General features: G+C 62.3%; 16 protein-coding genes and 1 tRNA gene. 8 read left to right on the forward strand and 9 right to left on the reverse strand.

Going from position 1 to position 16,904, the window contains the following annotated elements; translation table 11 throughout:
* Positions 1 to 2 precede the first annotated feature (2 nt).
* Positions 3 to 2,003 (reverse strand): hypothetical protein, encoded by a 2,001-nt coding sequence (locus K8B33_RS04210; protein WP_223423666.1) that lies wholly within the window; start codon positions 2,001 to 2,003, stop codon positions 3 to 5.
* Between the two features lie 148 nt (positions 2,004 to 2,151).
* On the opposite strand from K8B33_RS04210, the gene K8B33_RS04215 reads away from it, so the two are divergent.
* From K8B33_RS04215 to fdxA, 4 genes are all read left to right on the forward strand, one after another.
* Entirely contained in the window at positions 2,152 to 2,802 is a 651-nt protein-coding gene (locus K8B33_RS04215; RefSeq protein WP_223423668.1) for a response regulator, read from the forward strand.
* Complete coding sequence (locus K8B33_RS04220) at positions 2,802 to 4,652, forward strand: sensor histidine kinase (RefSeq protein ID WP_223424500.1); 1,851 nt, start codon at positions 2,802 to 2,804, stop codon at positions 4,650 to 4,652. The genes K8B33_RS04215 and K8B33_RS04220 overlap by 1 nt, the downstream gene beginning before the upstream one ends.
* A gap of 138 nt (positions 4,653 to 4,790) precedes the next feature.
* The gene (gene mutS, locus K8B33_RS04225; protein WP_223423671.1) at positions 4,791 to 7,373 is read left to right on the forward strand and encodes a DNA mismatch repair protein MutS; all 2,583 of its coding nucleotides are present in this window, start codon (positions 4,791 to 4,793) and stop codon (positions 7,371 to 7,373) included.
* Between the two features lie 195 nt (positions 7,374 to 7,568).
* Complete coding sequence (gene fdxA / locus K8B33_RS04230) at positions 7,569 to 7,892, forward strand: ferredoxin FdxA (RefSeq protein WP_223423673.1); 324 nt, start codon at positions 7,569 to 7,571, stop codon at positions 7,890 to 7,892.
* A 658-nt stretch (positions 7,893 to 8,550) separates the two neighbouring features.
* Here the strand turns inward: fdxA and K8B33_RS04235 are convergent.
* From K8B33_RS04235 to K8B33_RS04245, 3 genes are read right to left on the reverse strand one after another with little or no spacing between them, the layout of a single operon-like run.
* Complete coding sequence (locus K8B33_RS04235) at positions 8,551 to 8,949, reverse strand: Hpt domain-containing protein (RefSeq protein ID WP_223423676.1); 399 nt, start codon at positions 8,947 to 8,949, stop codon at positions 8,551 to 8,553.
* Positions 8,950 to 8,995: 46 nt separating this feature from the next.
* Entirely contained in the window at positions 8,996 to 9,667 is a 672-nt protein-coding gene (locus K8B33_RS04240; protein ID WP_223423678.1) for a TIGR04282 family arsenosugar biosynthesis glycosyltransferase, read from the reverse strand.
* Positions 9,660 to 10,466: a TIGR04283 family arsenosugar biosynthesis glycosyltransferase gene (locus tag K8B33_RS04245; RefSeq protein ID WP_223423680.1), complete on the reverse strand. Its 807-nt coding sequence runs from the start codon at positions 10,464 to 10,466 to the stop codon at positions 9,660 to 9,662. Before K8B33_RS04245 ends, K8B33_RS04240 begins: the two co-directional genes overlap by 8 nt.
* A gap of 203 nt (positions 10,467 to 10,669) precedes the next feature.
* Between K8B33_RS04245 and K8B33_RS04250 the strand changes: the two genes are divergently transcribed.
* Together K8B33_RS04250 and K8B33_RS04255 are read left to right on the forward strand one after the other, a co-directional pair.
* A tRNA-Arg gene (locus K8B33_RS04250) sits at positions 10,670 to 10,746 on the forward strand.
* A 90-nt stretch (positions 10,747 to 10,836) separates the two neighbouring features.
* On the forward strand, positions 10,837 to 11,016 hold the full coding sequence (locus tag K8B33_RS04255; protein WP_223423682.1) for a PLDc N-terminal domain-containing protein: 180 nt from the start codon (positions 10,837 to 10,839) through the stop codon (positions 11,014 to 11,016).
* Between the two features lie 15 nt (positions 11,017 to 11,031).
* Here the strand turns inward: K8B33_RS04255 and K8B33_RS04260 are convergent, their stop codons facing one another.
* From K8B33_RS04260 to K8B33_RS04270, 3 genes are all read right to left on the reverse strand, one after another.
* Positions 11,032 to 11,775 carry an SRPBCC family protein gene (locus tag K8B33_RS04260; RefSeq protein WP_223423685.1) on the reverse strand — a complete coding sequence of 248 codons (744 nt, stop codon included), beginning with the start codon at positions 11,773 to 11,775 and terminating at the stop codon, positions 11,032 to 11,034.
* 119 nt (positions 11,776 to 11,894) lie between these two features.
* Positions 11,895 to 12,395 carry a hypothetical protein gene (locus tag K8B33_RS04265; RefSeq protein WP_223423687.1) on the reverse strand — a complete coding sequence of 167 codons (501 nt, stop codon included), beginning with the start codon at positions 12,393 to 12,395 and terminating at the stop codon, positions 11,895 to 11,897.
* Between the two features lie 23 nt (positions 12,396 to 12,418).
* A complete protein-coding gene (locus K8B33_RS04270; protein ID WP_223423690.1) occupies positions 12,419 to 13,858 on the reverse strand; it encodes a phospholipase D-like domain-containing protein in 1,440 nt (479 codons plus the stop codon).
* A 269-nt stretch (positions 13,859 to 14,127) separates the two neighbouring features.
* Here K8B33_RS04270 and K8B33_RS04275 point away from each other — a divergent pair, with 269 nt between their 5' ends.
* Complete coding sequence (locus tag K8B33_RS04275) at positions 14,128 to 14,295, forward strand: hypothetical protein (protein ID WP_223423692.1); 168 nt, start codon at positions 14,128 to 14,130, stop codon at positions 14,293 to 14,295.
* A 110-nt stretch (positions 14,296 to 14,405) separates the two neighbouring features.
* Here the strand turns inward: K8B33_RS04275 and K8B33_RS04280 are convergent, their stop codons facing one another.
* Positions 14,406 to 14,756 carry a hypothetical protein gene (locus tag K8B33_RS04280; RefSeq protein ID WP_223423695.1) on the reverse strand — a complete coding sequence of 117 codons (351 nt, stop codon included), beginning with the start codon at positions 14,754 to 14,756 and terminating at the stop codon, positions 14,406 to 14,408.
* Between the two features lie 113 nt (positions 14,757 to 14,869).
* Here K8B33_RS04280 and smrA point away from each other — a divergent pair, with 113 nt between their 5' ends.
* A complete protein-coding gene (gene smrA / locus K8B33_RS04285) occupies positions 14,870 to 15,469 on the forward strand; it encodes a DNA endonuclease SmrA (RefSeq protein ID WP_223423697.1) in 600 nt (199 codons plus the stop codon).
* Positions 15,470 to 15,487: 18 nt separating this feature from the next.
* Here the strand turns inward: smrA and sthA are convergent, their stop codons facing one another.
* The gene (gene sthA, locus K8B33_RS04290) at positions 15,488 to 16,885 is read right to left on the reverse strand and encodes a Si-specific NAD(P)(+) transhydrogenase (protein ID WP_223423700.1); all 1,398 of its coding nucleotides are present in this window, start codon (positions 16,883 to 16,885) and stop codon (positions 15,488 to 15,490) included.
* Between the last annotated feature and the right edge of the window lie 19 nt (positions 16,886 to 16,904).

The raw sequence follows: 16,904 nt of genomic DNA on the forward strand, positions 1-16,904 counted from the left end.
AATCATTCGCACGACAGTATCGGTATGTCGGCGAGCATGACGTTCAGCTCACCGGTCAACATATCGGTCATGTCGTCCAGCAGCTTTTCATATTCGTTCTGCAGGCTCGGCACCTGAAACAGGTCATCCAGGCTCTCACCCAGCCAGGCCAGCGAATCATCCACCACCCCGAGCACGTCGCCGATAAAGCCGTCGATGTCCCAGACGCCCAGATCAATCACGTCGATGGCGGACACCGTGAGGAACAAGGCACCAGACTCGCCGGGCACACATTGCGTGCCGTCCACCTTGGCGCGAATCCGGAACTTGAGCTTGTCGGTCCTGATGGTGGTGGTATCGGAAACGACGATGCCGGGGTCCTGCTGCAGCCGCCAGTAGGCATCGGACGCCAGACCGTCCTCCACGATGGCCCTGGTCTCGATGCTGAGACTCGGACCGCTCGACAGGTAGGGAATCTCGGTGCCGGCAAAGTGCGTGCCTGCCAGGCCCTTGACGTTGCGGATATCCACTTCGGCAGAGCCGGTCACGTTGAGGGTCATGCTGTCGTAGCATTTATTGCGTTCTTTCTTGCAGGTCCCCGGATCGAAAATACCCACCGTTCCCATACACAGACCATATTCGGTTTCACAGATTGCGACGTCAGCCCAACCCGCCAGGATATTTTCGGAGTAGGAATCTTTCGCCCCCAGATTCCCGCAGAAGCGAATGTGACCGATCGTCGAGGCACAATCCGGATAGAGTTCAAAGTTCATCTCCGTCGCCAGCACGGGATAGACCTGGTTCAGAATGTCGGTAGCCGCCTGCTCGATCGTCTCAATCGTGTGCCCGTACCAGAAATCGCTCTTGTCCGGTGCGGGCGAGCTCAGGTAGCCCAGATGCAGGGTCAGGCCAGACACCTTGCTGTTTGTGGTGCGCGCCTCGACCCCGACAATCACGTAGGGCCAGCTTTCATCCAGATAAAATGCATCCGGGGCCCAGGTACCCGAGGAGGTGCCGTTCTGCGCGACGTTTTTCTTGCCGTCGACATTCAGCAGAAAGTCGGGAAAGTGGTCCTTGTCATCCCGGATCCACACCGTCGGGTTGCCCCAGGCCAGGCCCAGCGCCTTGACGTTGTTGTCGCTGACTTTCATGTTCATGCCGACCGCGACCTGGCTGGTATCCAGCTGCACCTCACGTTCGGTCGAGGAGCAATCACCCGAGGTGACCACGTCCATGACGTTGCCGAAATGGCCGCTGTCGCCATTGAAGGTGGCCAGGTCGTGGAAGACGCCCCGCAGGCACGTCAGGCCACCTTTCGATACCCGTGCGCTGAGGCCGGTGAGCACCTTGGTGCCCACACCACTGCCTTCGTGGTAACCGGGTGCCAGCACGCGCTGCTGATAGCCTTCGTTCTTGGTGGTGGTCGTGATCGGGTTCTTCCAGATCAGTTCGGGCACGCGCTGCAGCTCCGCCCCCTCGTCGCTGCTGCTGGTGGCCATGCGTGGCATCGCCGACATCGCCAGCCATTCCTCTTCGGTGATTGCGGACATACCGCGCAGCGCGAACAACATGGCGTATTGCGGGGCCAGGGTGCCTTTCTGGTCTACGAAGGTAATCTCCTGCAGTGCTTCGTGATCCGCGAGCCGCGCCGCCAACTGCTCTGAGGCCACCACCTCGCGCAATGTCGCCAGCCGGTAGGCCTGGAAGGGTGCCGACATGGCAATGCGCACCCAGATATCGAAACAGGCCCGGGTGCCGCCCAGCCCGGTACCGCGCGGGCAGTGCGTACGCACGACGCGATGACCGGCATGAATCGAGTGCTCGGCGAGCAAGCCGACCAGGGCATCCGCCGCCTGTTCGGCCAGCAGGCTGTTGTCCTCGCGCAGCCCCACCTGCAACACCAGGCCCGCCTGCCAGGGCGCCTCGCCCTCGTCTGTCTCCGCCGTTCCGTTGCTGCCACCGCCCCCACAAGCGCTGAGCAGCAGCCCCACCCACAGCAAGGCGGCGTATCGATGAATGGCCATGCCTCTTCCCCCCACATATTGAAATATCGGTTTATCGGTTTGCAGGGAGTATCGGCGCGTGCGTGCTGCAGGGGCATACCATGAAGGGGGTATACTGATTCGCACACTGATCGGGCAGTGTGTGACGACCAACAAGGGCGAGACCTCGATGACTGACGCTGCCATCCCCCGCATTCTCCTGCTGGAGGACGATACGCCGCTGCGCGAGCGCTTCGCCCGCATTCTTGACGCCTGGCCGGACGGGGAGCTGGTGGCCGCGTGTGCCACCTTGAAGGACGCCCTGACGGTACTGGCACAGCAGCCGGTGGATCTGCTGATGACCGATCTGAACCTGCCGGACGGCCACGGCATCGAGGCGATCCGTATGCTGCGCCAGCGCCACCCGGATGCGGATGCCATGGTCATTTCCGTGCTGGCCGACGACGAGACGGTGCTCTCTGCCATCGAGGCCGGTGCGGTGGGTTATCTGCTCAAGGATGCCGATTCCATCGAACTGGTGGAGGCCATCAAGTCACTGCGCGCAGGCCACTCGCCGATTTCCTCCTCGATTGCCCGTATTCTGGTGCGGCGCATGGGGACGCCGGTGGTCAATCCCGAGGGCCCACAGCTGACGCCCCGTGAGACAGAAATCCTGCGTGGCATCGCCAAGGGCTTTACCTATGCCGAACTGGCGGAATGGCTCAACATCTCGCGCCAGACGGTGCCGGTGCATATCAAGAATATCTATCGCAAGCTGGCCGCCAACAACCGTTCCGAAGCGGTCTACGAAGCGTCTCGACGGGGCCTGATACGATTGTGATGCGCAAACTGGGGCTGGGGGTGTTGTGGGGGCTACTGGCCTGGCTGGCCAGCATGCCGCTGTGGCTGGAGCAATCCGAGCCGGATATCCCCGCGATCACCCAGGCGTTCTATACCGCGCAAGATCAGGCAGCGCAGGATCAGGCGGCACAGAGTCAGGCGGCGCAGTATCAGGACGACAAGACCTGGCAGGCAGTGTCGCTGCCACGCGCCAGACGGCAAGCCGGGCACTGGGAGCATTACCGCATCACCGTGCCGCTGGACGAGATCAACGGCCGCTACCTGTTTATTCCCACCATCAGCCAACGCGCCATTGTCACGCTCGCCGGCGAGGAAATCGCCGACACCGAGCACCGCACCACCATGATCGGTCTGGCCTCCGGGATCACAGCCCTGGTGCCCCTGCCCGCCCGCCTGCTGACGCCTGGCGATAACGTCATCGATATCCAGCTGCAATCCATCGGGCTGGTGCCCGCTTACCTGTCACCGATGTATGTGGGCAGCGCCGAGCAGCTGACGCCCTATTACCGCAGCCGGGTATTTCTGCTGGAATACCTGCGTCTGATGGTGCCCGCCGGTCAGCTCCTGATGGCGCTCGTCGTCCTGGTGCTGTGGCTGTACCGCCCGCAGGACGCCCTGTTCGGCTGGCTGTCCCTGCTGCTGGTGACGTCCATGTTCATTTATCTGGGCATGATGCGGGACCTGCTGCCGCGCCTGCTGGATCTGATGCCTTATCTGCACATGATCGGCTCGGCGGCCAGCGCGATACTGGTGATTATCGTGCTGCTGATTGCCGGCATACCGCCGCCCCGCTGGCTGAAGCTGACAGCATTGATCGTCCCGCTGGTCTGCATTGCACTCGGGCTGTCAAACCTTGTCCCCGCACCACAGCTGGTCATGTTCGTTAATGCGCCCCTGAATATTCTCGGCTCGCTGATCAGCCTGGGCATTACGGCGTGGGCCGCAATGGCCCGACGTAGCAGTGAAGCCTGGTTATTGCTGCTGCCGCTGCTGCTGGCGGTACTGGCCGCCTTGCACGACTATGCCGTGATCAGCGCCCGCCTGGACGGCCCGATTTTCCTGTCGGTGTATTATCGCCCGGCGCTGATGATCGGTATCGCCATGATTCTGATGCGGCGGCTGGGCGTCAGCCTGAACCGGCTGGATGACGTCAACGCCTGGCTCACCCAGCGCCTCACCGAGCAAGAGCGCGAACTGGAACGCCTGCACGCAGAAGAGCGCCGGGAAACGGCACGCCGGGCGCTGGGCAATGAACGCCGACGCCTGACCGCCGATCTGCACGACGGCCTGTCCGGCCACCTCGCTTCGATCATTGCCCTGTCCGAACGGGAGAAATCCGACCAGGTAGAGCGCGCAGCCCGTGAGGCGCTGGAAGATCTGCGGCTGGTGATCCACTCACTGGATATCCAGGACCGCGAACTGCCGGTGGCGCTGGCGGGCCTGCGCGAACGCCTGGAACGGCAGCTCAAGCGCATGGGGGTCACGCTCGACTGGTCGATGGCGCGCTTGCCCGAAATTACCGGGGTCACCCCCTCACAGGCGCTGAACGTGCTGCGCATTCTTCAGGAAGCCATTACCAATGCCCTCAAGCACGGCCAGGCCACTCGCATCCAGGTGTCCGGCAGCGAGGGCGGCGAGCACCAGGCGCGCATTGATGTGATCAACGACGGCACGCCCTTCCCCCATGACCCGGGCCACCACGGCACCGGCCTGATCAACATGCGTCGCCGGATACGGCAGCTTGGCGGCCACATAGACATCGCGCCGCTGGCCACCGGCACGCGCCTGACGCTGCTGCTGCCGCTGCAATTACCGGAGTCCCCCGCCTGAGAGCTGCCGTGCGGCCTGCACGGCATAGAGCATCGCCACCGCCTTTGCTATGCTCCCCCTCTTCACGGCGCCGCCCTGGTGGCCAGCGCCCGATGGACCATGTTTCCCGTTTCCGCACACAAGGCAGACCTCGCAACCATGTCAAAGGACGATCTCAGCGCGCACACCCCGATGATGCAGCAGTACCTGCGCATCAAGGCCGAGCACCCCAAGCATCTGGTGTTCTACCGCATGGGCGACTTCTATGAGCTGTTTTTCGGAGATGCGGAGAAAGCAGCCCGGCTGATGGATATCACGCTGACGGCGCGCGGGCAGTCCAATGGCGCGCCGATTCCCATGGCGGGCATCCCCTATCACGCGGCGGAGGGTTACCTGGCGCGGCTGGTGCGGCTGGGCGAATCGGTGGTGATCTGCGAACAGTTCGGCGATCCGGCGACCAGCAAGGGGCCGGTGGAGCGCCGTGTAGCGCGCATTGTCACGCCGGGAACGGTCAGTGATGAGGCGCTGCTGGATGAGCGCCGCGACAACCTGTTGTGCGCAATCGCCGGACACGGCGAGACCTTTGCGGCGGCCAGCCTGGATCTGGCAGCGGGCCGTCTGGTCGTCACCCAGGTCAACGGCCATGAAAGCCTGCTGGCGCTGCTGGAACGCTGGCAACCGGCGGAGTTGCTGTACAGCGAGGATGCATTGCTGCCTCAGGGCGTGCGCGAGCGCCGTGGGGCCCAGTCGCGGCCGATCTGGGAGTTTGATGCGGAGACCGCGAAACGCCTGTTGTGCCAGCAGTTTGGCACCCATGATTTGAGCGGGTTCGGTGAGCCGACCCAGCTGGAAATCGCCGCAGCGGGCTGCATGCTGCAATACGCCCGGGATACGCAGCGCACCGCCCTGCCCCATATTCGGGGCCTGCGCCGGGAAGATACCCGCGCCGGCATTCAACTGGATGCCGCCACACGGCGCAATCTGGAGCTGTTGCAGACGCTGGATGGCCGCGACACCCATACCCTGGCCTGGGTGCTGGATGCCACGGTGACCGCCATGGGCAGCCGTCTGCTGCGGCGCTGGATCGGCAATCCGCTGCGTGACCGCACACGGCTGGCAGAGCGGCAGGCACGCGTGGCGCGGTTGCGGCAGGGCTGGCTGTTCGAGCAGTTGCGCAAGGTACTGGAAGAAGTGGGCGACATGGAGCGCATTCTCGGCCGGGTGGCGCTGCGTTCGGCGCGCCCCCGGGATCTCACGCGGCTGGCGCGCAGCCTGTATGCCCTGCCGCGTTTGCATGCGCAACTGGATGATCAGGACCCGGTGCTGGGCGCATTAAAAGAAGCGCTGACGCTGTTCCCCGACGAGGCGGATCTGTTGCAGCGGGCGATTATCGAGAACCCGCCAATGCTGATTCGCGATGGCGGTGTCATTGCCAGCGGCTTCGACGCCGAGTTGGATGAGCTGCGCGCCATCAGCGCCAACGCTGGTGATGTGCTGATGGAGATGGAGCGGCGCGAGCGCGAGCGCACCGGCCTGGCGACGCTGCGCGTCAAATACAACCGGGTGCATGGTTACTTCATTGAGCTGTCCCGGCGCGATGCCGAGCAGGCGCCCGCCGATTACGTGCGCCGTCAGACCATGAAGAACACCGAACGCTTTATTACGCCGGAGCTGAAAACCTTCGAGGACAAGGCGCTGTCCGCCAACAGCCGTGCGCTGGCGGTGGAAAAAGGGCTTTACGAGGGCCTGCTGGAAACCCTGGCGGCCACGCTCGGGCCGCTGCAGGAAAGCGCGCAGCTGCTGGCCGAGCTGGACGTGCTGTGTTGCTTTGCGGAGCGCGCTGAAGTGCAGGGCTACGTGACGCCAGCGCTGGTGGACGAACCGGTGATCGAAATCATCGATGGTCGTCACCCGGTGGTGGAGCGGGTGCTGGATGATGCGTTTGTGCCCAACAGCCTGCACCTGGACCGGGAACGGCGCATGCTGGTGATCACCGGGCCGAACATGGGCGGTAAATCCACCTATATGCGGCAAACCGCACTGATCTGTCTGATGGCGCATATCGGCTGTGGCGTGCCCGCCGCCAGTGCGCGCATCGGGCCGCTGGATCGCATCTTTACCCGTATCGGTTCGTCGGATGATCTGGCCGGGGGGCGCTCCACCTTCATGGTGGAAATGGCGGAAACCGCGAACATTCTCAACCACGCCACGCAGGAATCGCTGGTGTTGATGGATGAGATCGGCCGGGGCACCAGCACCTTCGATGGTCTGGCCCTGGCCTGGGCGGCGGTGCACCACCTGGCCACGTCGCTGGGGGCCTTTACCCTGTTTGCGACACACTATTTTGAGCTGACCCAGCTGGAGCAGGAACTGCCCGGAGTTTTCAATGCGCACCTGTCCGCCAGCGAGCATGGCGATAACATCGTCTTCCTGCATCGCGTGCAGGAAGGGCCGGCCAGCCGCAGTTACGGCTTGCAGGTGGCGCAACTGGCCGGCGTGCCCGGCGTGGTGATCGCCAACGCGCGGGAAAAACTGACAGCACTGGAAGGCCATGCGATGCCGGGTGGTACAGTGCCGGTCTCGCCCCGTGCCGTGGGCGCGGCGGCGCCGCAGCAGCCGGATATGTTTGCCAGCGGGCCGTCGCCCGCTGAGCGGGCGCTGCGAGATGCTGATCCGGACAGCCTCACCCCGCGGGCAGCGCTGGACCTGCTATACCAGCTCAAGAAGCTGGTGCAGCCCTAGCGTGCCAGGCGTGCCCCGGCGCGCCTGGCTTCTAAAACAACACCTGACCTGACAGGGCTGCCCAGCCGCCTCTCTCGGGTCAATTCCTTCATTGCGGCAATCGGGTAAACTGGCGCCATTAACTGGGGGTGTTCAGCGGCTGGGGAACTGGCTAGACTACCGCCGCCCGGAGAAAGCACACCACGAGGACTGGCTATGACATTCGTAGTAGGCGAGAACTGCATCAACTGCAAACACACGGACTGCGTGGAAGTGTGCCCGGTGGATTGCTTTTATGAAGGCCCCAACTTCCTCGTCATTCACCCTGACGAGTGCATCGATTGCGCGCTGTGTGAACCGGAATGCCCGGTGAATGCCATCTTCTCGGAAGATGAACTGCCGGACGATCAGAAAGAGTTTCTGGAGATCAATGCGGAGCTGGCGGAAACCTGGCCGAACATCACTGAAATGAAGGATGCCATGCCGGACGCTGAAGAGTGGGATGGTGTGCCGAACAAGCGAGAAAAGCTGGCGCGCTAAACCAGGCTTTGCAAAAACAGGCTCTGCACAAAAGTAAAAGGGCGGCATCCTGCCGCCCTTTTTCGAGTGTTCCTTACCCGTCTTGCGCTCACCGTAACATCCTTGTCTGCTGTCCTTTGCAGATCCTTGTGCACTGCATTCCCTGCGACACACGAGCATCATATCAAGGCCTGATGCCGCATTTGAGGGGTCTACACGCGCTTTTCACTCATCCTTTCTTCGCATGCTTCGGTTTTTTTATTTAAAATCATGAAGTTATGAAAATAAAATGCTGTAAAAGCAACCCGCATACCGGTAAAAAACAGCTTTATCCTACACGCTATGTAAGACATGTCTTACAAGACTGATCGGCAAACTCGCACGACATCAGCGCCGCACGCCCGGCAAACCCCGCAAGTGCCCGCACAATCTTCGTCTTTATCGCCTGCGACACAGCACCACAATTACATTTCGCCGCATTTGAGGCGCATCTCTTAACATTATCCCAGCTTGATTTAACAGCTTGTTCCGGCCGCCCCGCGTAGCATTATTTATACATCAAGTCGCTGGTTGTTGAGTCTCAGCCCAGCGCGCGATCCCCCCAAGGCGCTATGAAAGATAGCGCTCACAACCCCCCCTCTCCCCCCACTTTGGAGAGGGGTTTTTTTTGCCTGCTATCCTAGCCGCGATCCCCGTTCACCAGGGCATCCAGCGCATCAGACGCTTCAGCGACTGCGCTTTCGAGTGCCTCAATCAGACGGTCAACCTCGCTAGCGGCCTGGGCCGTCCCCTCATCTGCACCGACCAGGCCGTTCTCAAGCGCTGCACACAAGGCGGCAACCCGGACGGCGCCCAGGTTACTGCTGCTGCCTTTCAGGGTATGGGCTGCACGGCGCAGCGCCTCACCTTCTCCCTGGGCCCCGGCAGAGCCAGTGCCCTCCGAGGCCAGGCCCCTGAGCTCATCCAGGCGGGCGCTGGCATCGCGCAGGTACGCCTGCACCAGCATCGGGAACTCGGTCCCCATGATATCGCGCAGTTCCGCCACCAGGGCGTGATCAAGCACTTCTGCAGTGTTCATGCATTTCTCCCGGGCCCATCTGGCGTAGCGTTGTTCGTTACAGCATTCATTTATCAGCGGGTTGCAACAATCCGGCCTCCCGCGCTCGCTCGACATCAGCGATATCATCCACGTCCCAGCGCACTGCAAGCCGGGCAACCCGCCCCCGTGGCGTGAGGGCAGCCAGGCTATCAGCCAGCGCGTGTCGGCCGCCGAACCGCGCACCGCTGAACACCGGCGCGCCAAGCCAGGCGGATGGCTGTGCGCTGCCGAGTAACACGTAGCCGCCATCTTCTGCCGGAGCGAGCACAAAATCGTTGTGCGCCAACGCCGCCAGGGCCTGCCCCAGATCCTCACGGGTCAGGGCCGGGCAATCGCTGCCCACCAGTACCAGGTACCGGTATCCTGCGGCGTGTGCGCTCGCCAGGGCACTCTGCATCCGCCACCCCAGGTCACCGGACGCCTGCGGCAGCCATGTCGCCTGCTGGCCAGGCGGAAGGCACGCCCTCAACGGCGTCGGATCACCGTCCACATGGCAGCGCAGATCCCACGCATCACCAGAACGATCCCCGGGAGAACAGGTCTGCAGCGCACGCTGAACCAGCCCCTGATGCACAGCCAGCGCGCCGTCAGGGCCCAGGGTCGGTATCAGCCGGGTTTTCGCCCTGCCCCGCTCGAACCCCTTGCTCAGCAGAATCACTGCCGAGGATGTGGTGCTGCGTGTTGCACTGTCAGTCATCCGTCAGGTCTCGATGAGGTCGCCGACGCTGCGAGGCAGAACGGCCATAATACAACGCATGGAGCCGATGCGGGTCCTCACCGCGCCAGTAGCGCCACCGCAGCCACCACATCAGTATGATGGTGCGCCAGACACCCTGCTGCTCCCAGCGCCGGCTGTCCACGGTGAGTGGCGGCCCCAACACCCGGGGCACGGCCTGCGCGCGCAACAACTTGCTCAGCGCGACGTCTTCCATGAGCGGCAGTGACGGATAGCCGCCGGTGTCATGAAGCACGCAGCGCTTGACGACAATCCCCTGATCACCGGTGGCCACGCCTGTGCTTCGGGAGCGCAGGTTCATCAGCCCGGCGACGCAGCGCAACAGGACGCCAGGCGTAGACATGCGCACACGAAAAAAACCCCAGCAGGCATCGTCTGGCAACGTCTGCAAGGCGTTCAGGTGTTGCGCCGTCACACCGGTGTCGGCATGGAGAAACCACAGCCAGTGGCCCCGGGCGGCTTGCGCGCCACGATTCATCTGCAGCGCCCGTCCGGGGGCAGCATGCAGAACACGGTCGGCGAGCTCCATTGCGTGAACCGGGCTGCCATCATCACTGCCGCCATCTACCACCAGCACTTCCACTCCCCGGGCACGCCAGGCCTGCAATGGCATGAGGGTAGCACCAAGCCGCTGCGCCTCGTTACGCACCGGCACGATTACCGATAGCCAGGGCGTCCGCACGGAGTGACCGGCAGGCTCAGGCGAGTGCGCGTCGACAGCATTCGTTTCAGATGAGCCAGTGGAGGAATGTCCGGGCATGTGTCTCGCCATCAATCTGTGAAGTAAGGAACCTGCAAGGCCAGCTTGCAACCGTACTGTGCATAACACCACCGGCAACACTATCAGACCGGACATCAGTAACGTGTGCCCACCGGGGGTGGCACAAATCCCCCAAGGCTCTACAATTGACCCCTGCAGCCGGGCTCTGTGATTGGCCTCTGCTGCCATCGCACTGCCTCCCTGCCCCGGTAGCTCAGTTGGATAGAGCAAGCGCCTCCTAAGCGCTAGGTCGGACGTTCAAATCGTCTCCGGGGCACCACTTTCCGATGACATCTTTTTACTTCCCATGACAGACAGGCACGCGTAGGACGCAGTAGTCTGGATCTGACGCATTCAGGGAGGTGGCATCATGACAAATATTCTGGGTCTGATCGTTCTGGCGTTGGTGGTCTACGCCATCGTATTGATTGCACGCTCCGGCGCCAGCACGGGAGAAAAGATCCTCTGGATTGTGCTGGTCGTACTCCTGCCCGTATTGGGCCTGATCATCTGGGCATTACTCGGGCCCGGCAGTCCACTGAAACAGTAGGCAACGTATGGCCGCTCAGGGGTCCGGCCGAGCAGCCTGCCCCTGCGCGGCCGGCCAGGCAGGCGGTGCCGTGACCAGGCCATTATCCTGCCATTGATAGGCCGGCTGGTTGATCATTCGGCTCAGCCGCTGCAGTGAAAAATACGGAATATCCCGCAGAATGAGATTGCCCAGCCAGGCAGGAATAAAACCGCCCGGATCAACGACCACCTCAAACGTGACGCGCACATCCGGCGCCTCCAGCGGTTCAAAACGAAGGTGCCCTGTCATCTCGGGCATACGCACATATCCCGGCACTAACGGCATGTCCCCTTCCAGCGCCCGATAGCGCACGTTCACGGTGTGGTCGTCAGCGCTTTGGTGAAGCCTGATAAGCAACGCCACATCCCGGTTGCTCACCGGCCAGGGCAGGAAAGTGGTCACATGGACGTCCCTGTCCTGTGCCGTGCGCCGCCTTATCTCGGTAATCTCCGACACCATGTGCATCCAGCTGGCAATAAACGCGTAATCGTTCAGCTGCGCCCCGATGGCAGAAAAATCCTCCACGGGCATCACCATGACCCCACGAAAAGATCGCATGCGGCTGTCTTCATGCTTGCGCAGGAATACCTGGATATTGTCTCGATCAGTGATCAGATGCCAGACATGCGCACGCTCTGCGGTGTCAACGCCACTTCCCATGTCGCCATGGGCCGAAGCCGACAGCAACAGCCAAGATGCCAACGCGCCTGACAACAGAACACCTGGTATGTTTTTCACCGACTGCATTTCACCACGTTCCCCCCCAAGGAAACCTGAACAGCACCCCATGGATGCTATCACACTGCCATCACCGGCCCCGTGTGTCTCGTGACAGACTTGTTCTACTGATAAACCTGCTAATAAACCTGCCCCACAGACCAGACCGCGACTGCCGCGCTGGCAAGAGCCACCACCAACAGCTGTGTCTGCTGGCGCCGGGCGGCCAGCCAGGGCACCGGCCAGAGACGGCGCTGGGAAGGCAGGTGTTCAATGCCGGCCAGCAACACGGACGCCAGCAACAGTACCACCGCACCCGCCGCCAGGGGCATGAATACTGCGGCCGCTGCGGCAAGCAGCGGAATACTCAGCGCCAGGCCCAGGCCCGGCGCGGCGCCGCCGTCCTCCGCCGCATCCGGGCCGCTGGCTGGCGTAAATACCGGCGCCATGTACAGGCCCGCCAACTGCCACAGATACAGCGCAGTAAGCAGATTGACGCCGCGCGCCAGCAACAGGCGGCCCTGAGCCTCAGGCAGCCAGGCGCAGATGCCCAGCAGTACAATCAGCAGTACCAGCGCGTAATGAAGGCGTAACATCAGCGCCGCGCGTGGTGGCAACATCTGGCCTTGCTCGAGTCTCACTGCTCACTCACTCCTGCTCACTCCTAGAGATATGGCTCCAGCACATAGGCCACGCCGTTACGCAGCCGCTTCAGGTAAGGCTGGCTATGCATGTCATCCAGACTCACCCGGCGGGCATTGGCCCGGCGCATGTCCATCCGGCGATTGAGCATTGCCACCAATGCCTCATCGTAGCATTCAAGGTCGAATTCGAAATTCAGGCGCAAACTCCTGGCATCCCAGTTACCGGAGCCCAGCAAGGCCCAGTGACCATCCACCGTCATCACCTTGCTGTGGTCAAACGGCTCGCCGGAGAAGTAGAGTTCACAACCGTCGTTGACCAGCCAGGGCAGCATGTGCAGCGATGCCCAGTGCACCAGCCGCAGGTTGTTGCGGCCGGGTAGTATCAGTGTCACACGCACACCACGCATGCAGGCCAGCTGCAGTGCGGTCAGCAAGGTCTGATCCGGCACGAAATAGGGTGTCATGATGCGCACTTCATACTGGGCACTGCCAATGGCGGCAAGCAGCGTCAATCGCCGTTTACCCAGATCCGCATCCGGCCCGGCGCTGATCCCCCGTGCCAGTATCGGGCCCGCGTCCAGCGTGCCCACATATTCCTGGTTGAGGTGTTCGCGGCAGGTGAAATACCAGTCCGCTGCGAAGCTGCGCAGCAGATGCTCGACCACGGGCCCCTCGATGCGCGCATGCAGGTCACGAATATCTGGCGGCTGCTGGACATAACCCGCGCGCAGATTCATGCCACCGGTGAAGCCGATACGCCGGTCAACAATCATGACCTTGCGGTGATTGCGCAGGTTCATATAGGGCATTCGCCATGGCGCGAGGGAGTAGAGGAAACGCTCCACGATAACGCCACGCCGGCGCAGCCGGCGCACGATGGACGGGAAGGTATACAGCGCGCCCATACCATCAATCAGCACCCGCACCTGCACACCGCGCTTTGCAGCGGCAGCCAGGGCATCCACCAGAGGGCGCCCGGCAGCGTCATTGCCGAAGATATAAGTCACCAGAAAAATCGAGTCGCTGGCCTCGTCGATGGCCGCGGTCATGGCCGCCAGCGCGTCGGGGGCATCCATGACATCCAGCGCATTGCCATTCAGCAGGGGTAACCCGGTCAGCCGACCGGACAGCTCCGCGAGGGTATGCAGGTGGCTGGCTCTGGGCCGAGGCTGCACAACCGGCATCTGATCCGGTGTGTCCGTGAGACTGTCGGGCGCAATCTGTCGGGCGCGGCGCTGGATGCGGTTCACGCCCAGCAGCAGGTAGAGCACGGCGCCGATCAACGGTAACAGCCAGATCAGCCCGGTCCATGCGGCAGCGGCACGCGCATCGCGCTTGTGCATCACGGCGTGCGACATCGCCAGCACCGCGACAACCAGACTGCTGAACGCCACCAGACCGGGCCAGTAGTCGTAAAGCTGGCGTCCCAGCGGTTCAAGCCCGGCCCAGATGTACTCCATCACCCCCAACCCAGTCCTCCTTTTGCCGGTTTTTCACTGCCCGGTCAGCCTCGCAATACTGCTGCCAACCTGCCCATGCAAGGCATTCAATGTGGCCGCTATTGTGGCATATTCGGGTGTCGACGGAAGCGCCACTCGCCGGTCGGTGATGTAAAACCGATGACAAGTGCAGAAAAAGCGATTACAAAAGGAGTTGTGGCGCCCGCCGGGCGCCACTGCCGTGTGTTCAGCAAGGCAAATTACCGGACAACGCAAGAGTCAGACTGGTTATGGGACGCCGTCAATTCGACGATTACGAACAGGACGAATGGCAAGAGCACCACGCCCGCGAGGAACGGCACAAGCAGCGTCGCGAAGCGCATCTGCGCAAGCGTGCTCAGGATGCACCGGCAGCACCAAAGCCGGACCGCCACTCGCACCGGGATCACGACGCCTGATTCAGGGCTTCGCCGGGAGTTGTCTTACCACCGGGCGCCGCCCCTGCGCGGCCCGGCAGGTTTCGCTGTTGCCTGCAGATCACACAAGCGCCCGTCCTGCCATCGTATCCCTACGCTGAAAATCGCGCGGCCAGCGCATCCAGCACCGCCTCTGCCGACTTGTCGCAATGCCGGATCTGATAGCCGGCATGGCGGCGCTGCGACACACTGCGCTCCCAGCGCAATACGGCATCCACCGCCACTTCACGCCGCCCGGCCAGGGTCCAGGGCAGGATAAAGCGCAAGTGTGCGGGGCTGTCGCCGCAAACGGGCTCTACCCCCGAGATGCAAAACCCGCGCATGGAAATATCCACCAGATGGCCGAGATTGCGGCCGCTGGTAGCGTCCTGAACGCGGACATTGATTTTCAGATGATCACGATGCTGACGTTGGTGTGAACCTTGCTGCGGACGTTGGTGCATGACGACCTCCCGCGGGAAGCTGGCCTGAAACGACCTTTGAGGTCCCAGTTTCCGCCTGCATTGGGTACTATTCAAGTCAGACACAACAGACACCATACCAGCAGGTAATGGCCATGACGGACAAAGACCTGGATCTCTTTCACAGCGAACTGGGAGACGTACGCCCTATCGGCCCCAGCGATCGCATCCGCCCCGAAGGCAGGCCCGCGCCGACATTGAGCCAGCAAGCCCGTCGCGATGCCGCCCAGCACGCCAGACGTCTGGACCCGAACCCGTTGACGCTGCCAGAGCAGGTCCCGCAGGTCGGTGCCCACGATATCGTCGGGCTGAAGAAAAACGGGGTTCAGGAGGGGGTCTACCGCAAACTGCGACTGGGCAAGTATGAGATCCAGGCGCGGCTTGATCTGCATCGGGTATTACTGCGGGACGCACGGACACAGGTCTACGACTTCCTGCGGCATGCCCACGAAGCGGGTCTCAGAACCGTAATGATTACCCATGGCAAGGGTTTGCACAGCGAAACGCCTGCGCGCATGAAAAGCCACACCCTGCACTGGCTCGAGGAATTCGATCTGGTGCTGGCCTTCCATTCGGCGAAACCGGCCCATGGTGGCACCGGCGCAACCTATGTGCTGCTGCGCAAATCCTCCGAGGCCAGCCTCAAGACCCGGGAGGTGTACGCTGAGCGCAGCCGTGCGCAGCGCAAGACCTGACCCCGGCCAGAGCGGGCTTCAGCGGCGCAGGCGGTTCAGCCCGTTGATGGCGGCGACCCGATAGGCTTCTGCCATGGTCGGATAGTTGAACGTGGTTTCCACGAAATAGTTGATGGTGTTGTTGGGCGATGGCTGCGCCATGATGGCCTGCCCCACATGCACGATTTCGGTGGCCTGGTAACCAAAGCAGTGAATGCCCAGCAGCTCCAGCGTGTCGCGATGAAACAGCAGCTTGAGCATGCCTGCTTTCTCGCCGGTAATCTGGGCCCGGGCCAGGTTCTTGAAAAACGCCTGGCCCACTTCGTAGGGCACCCGCGCTTCGGTCAGTTCGTGTTCGGTGCGCCCGACGGAGCTGATGCCCGGAATGGTGTAGATCCCGGTAGGCACATTGCCCACATGGCGCGCCGGCTCGCCACACAGCGCCGCCGCACAGAAGCGCCCCTGGTCGTAAGACGCGCTGGCCAGTGAGGGCCAACCAATCAGGTCACCGACCGCATAGATGCCCGGCACCTGTGTCTGATACTGCTCATCGACCTGCAGCTGACCTCGCGCGTTAGGTTCCAGCCCCACGGTTTCCAGCCCGAGCTGCCCCGAGTTGCCGCTGCGGCCATTCGACCATAACAAGGCATCCGCGCGCAGACGCTTCCCTGACTGCAGGATCAGCGTCACCCCCTCATCATCTGCCTGTACCGACTGATATTCCTCACCGTGACGGATGGTGCAACCCTGCTCACGCAAGTGATAACTGAGCGCGTCGGAGATCTCGGCATCCAGGAAATCGAGCAGGTGCTCCCGGTTATTCACCAGATCGATGCGCATGCCGAGCCCGGTGAACAGGCTCGCGTACTCGCAACCGATCACGCCCGCACCGTAGATGATCAGATTCCGCGGCGTGTGCGCCATATTCAGAATGGTATCGCTGTCGTAAATGCGAGGATGGTTGAAATCCACATCGTCGGGTCGGTAAGGGCGCGAGCCAGTCGCCAGGATGACGTGGCGGGTTTCCAGCACCCATTCACGTTCTTGCTCGTCTTCTACCTGCACCCGGCCTTCACCGGCAAGGCGGCCACGGCCATTGAACAGCTGTACGCGATTGCGAAAATAGGCGCCTGAGCGCACCCGCACCTGCGCACCGATGACATCGCTGATCTTGTTGACCAGATCTGGCCAGCCCACATCCGGCACCGCCGAGACGCCCTGCAGCAGCGGGTTGCGCTGGTGGCGAATGACCTGACGTACCTGATGGCGCAGTGCCTTGGAGGGAATGGTGCCCAGGTGCGTGCAGCTGCCCCCGACCTGCTGCTGATCCTCGATCATGGCAACCCGCATACCACTTTTCGCGGCTCGCATTGCTGCCGCCTCCCCTGCTGGACCACTGCCTATTACTACCAGGTCCCAACCGGAAGAGGTGTTCATATGCGCTCCTGTAACGTTT

The sequence above is a fragment of the Alcanivorax limicola genome, from assembly GCF_019931215.1.
GTDB lineage: Bacteria > Pseudomonadota > Gammaproteobacteria > Pseudomonadales > Alcanivoracaceae > Isoalcanivorax > Isoalcanivorax limicola.

Excerpts from the sequence above, each read along its gene's own strand:
- K8B33_RS04270 (WP_223423690.1), bottom strand. The coding sequence starts at position 13,858 with ATGGAGTACATCTGGGCCGGGCTTGAACCGCTGGGACGCCAGCTTTAC.
- K8B33_RS04240 (WP_223423678.1), bottom strand. The coding sequence starts at position 9,667 with ATGACTGACAGTGCAACACGCAGCACCACATCCTCGGCAGTGATTCTG.
- K8B33_RS04220 (WP_223424500.1), top strand. The coding sequence starts at position 2,802 with ATGCGCAAACTGGGGCTGGGGGTGTTGTGGGGGCTACTGGCCTGGCTG.
- K8B33_RS04255 (WP_223423682.1), top strand. The coding sequence starts at position 10,837 with ATGACAAATATTCTGGGTCTGATCGTTCTGGCGTTGGTGGTCTACGCC.
- mutS (WP_223423671.1), top strand. The coding sequence starts at position 4,791 with ATGTCAAAGGACGATCTCAGCGCGCACACCCCGATGATGCAGCAGTAC.
- K8B33_RS04280 (WP_223423695.1), bottom strand. The coding sequence starts at position 14,756 with ATGCACCAACGTCCGCAGCAAGGTTCACACCAACGTCAGCATCGTGAT.
- K8B33_RS04215 (WP_223423668.1), top strand. The coding sequence starts at position 2,152 with ATGACTGACGCTGCCATCCCCCGCATTCTCCTGCTGGAGGACGATACG.
- K8B33_RS04245 (WP_223423680.1), bottom strand. The coding sequence starts at position 10,466 with ATGCCCGGACATTCCTCCACTGGCTCATCTGAAACGAATGCTGTCGAC.
- fdxA (WP_223423673.1), top strand. The coding sequence starts at position 7,569 with ATGACATTCGTAGTAGGCGAGAACTGCATCAACTGCAAACACACGGAC.
- K8B33_RS04275 (WP_223423692.1), top strand. The coding sequence starts at position 14,128 with ATGGGACGCCGTCAATTCGACGATTACGAACAGGACGAATGGCAAGAG.
- smrA (WP_223423697.1), top strand. The coding sequence starts at position 14,870 with ATGACGGACAAAGACCTGGATCTCTTTCACAGCGAACTGGGAGACGTA.
- K8B33_RS04235 (WP_223423676.1), bottom strand. The coding sequence starts at position 8,949 with ATGAACACTGCAGAAGTGCTTGATCACGCCCTGGTGGCGGAACTGCGC.
- K8B33_RS04210 (WP_223423666.1), bottom strand. The coding sequence starts at position 2,003 with ATGGCCATTCATCGATACGCCGCCTTGCTGTGGGTGGGGCTGCTGCTC.
- sthA (WP_223423700.1), bottom strand. The coding sequence starts at position 16,885 with ATGAACACCTCTTCCGGTTGGGACCTGGTAGTAATAGGCAGTGGTCCA.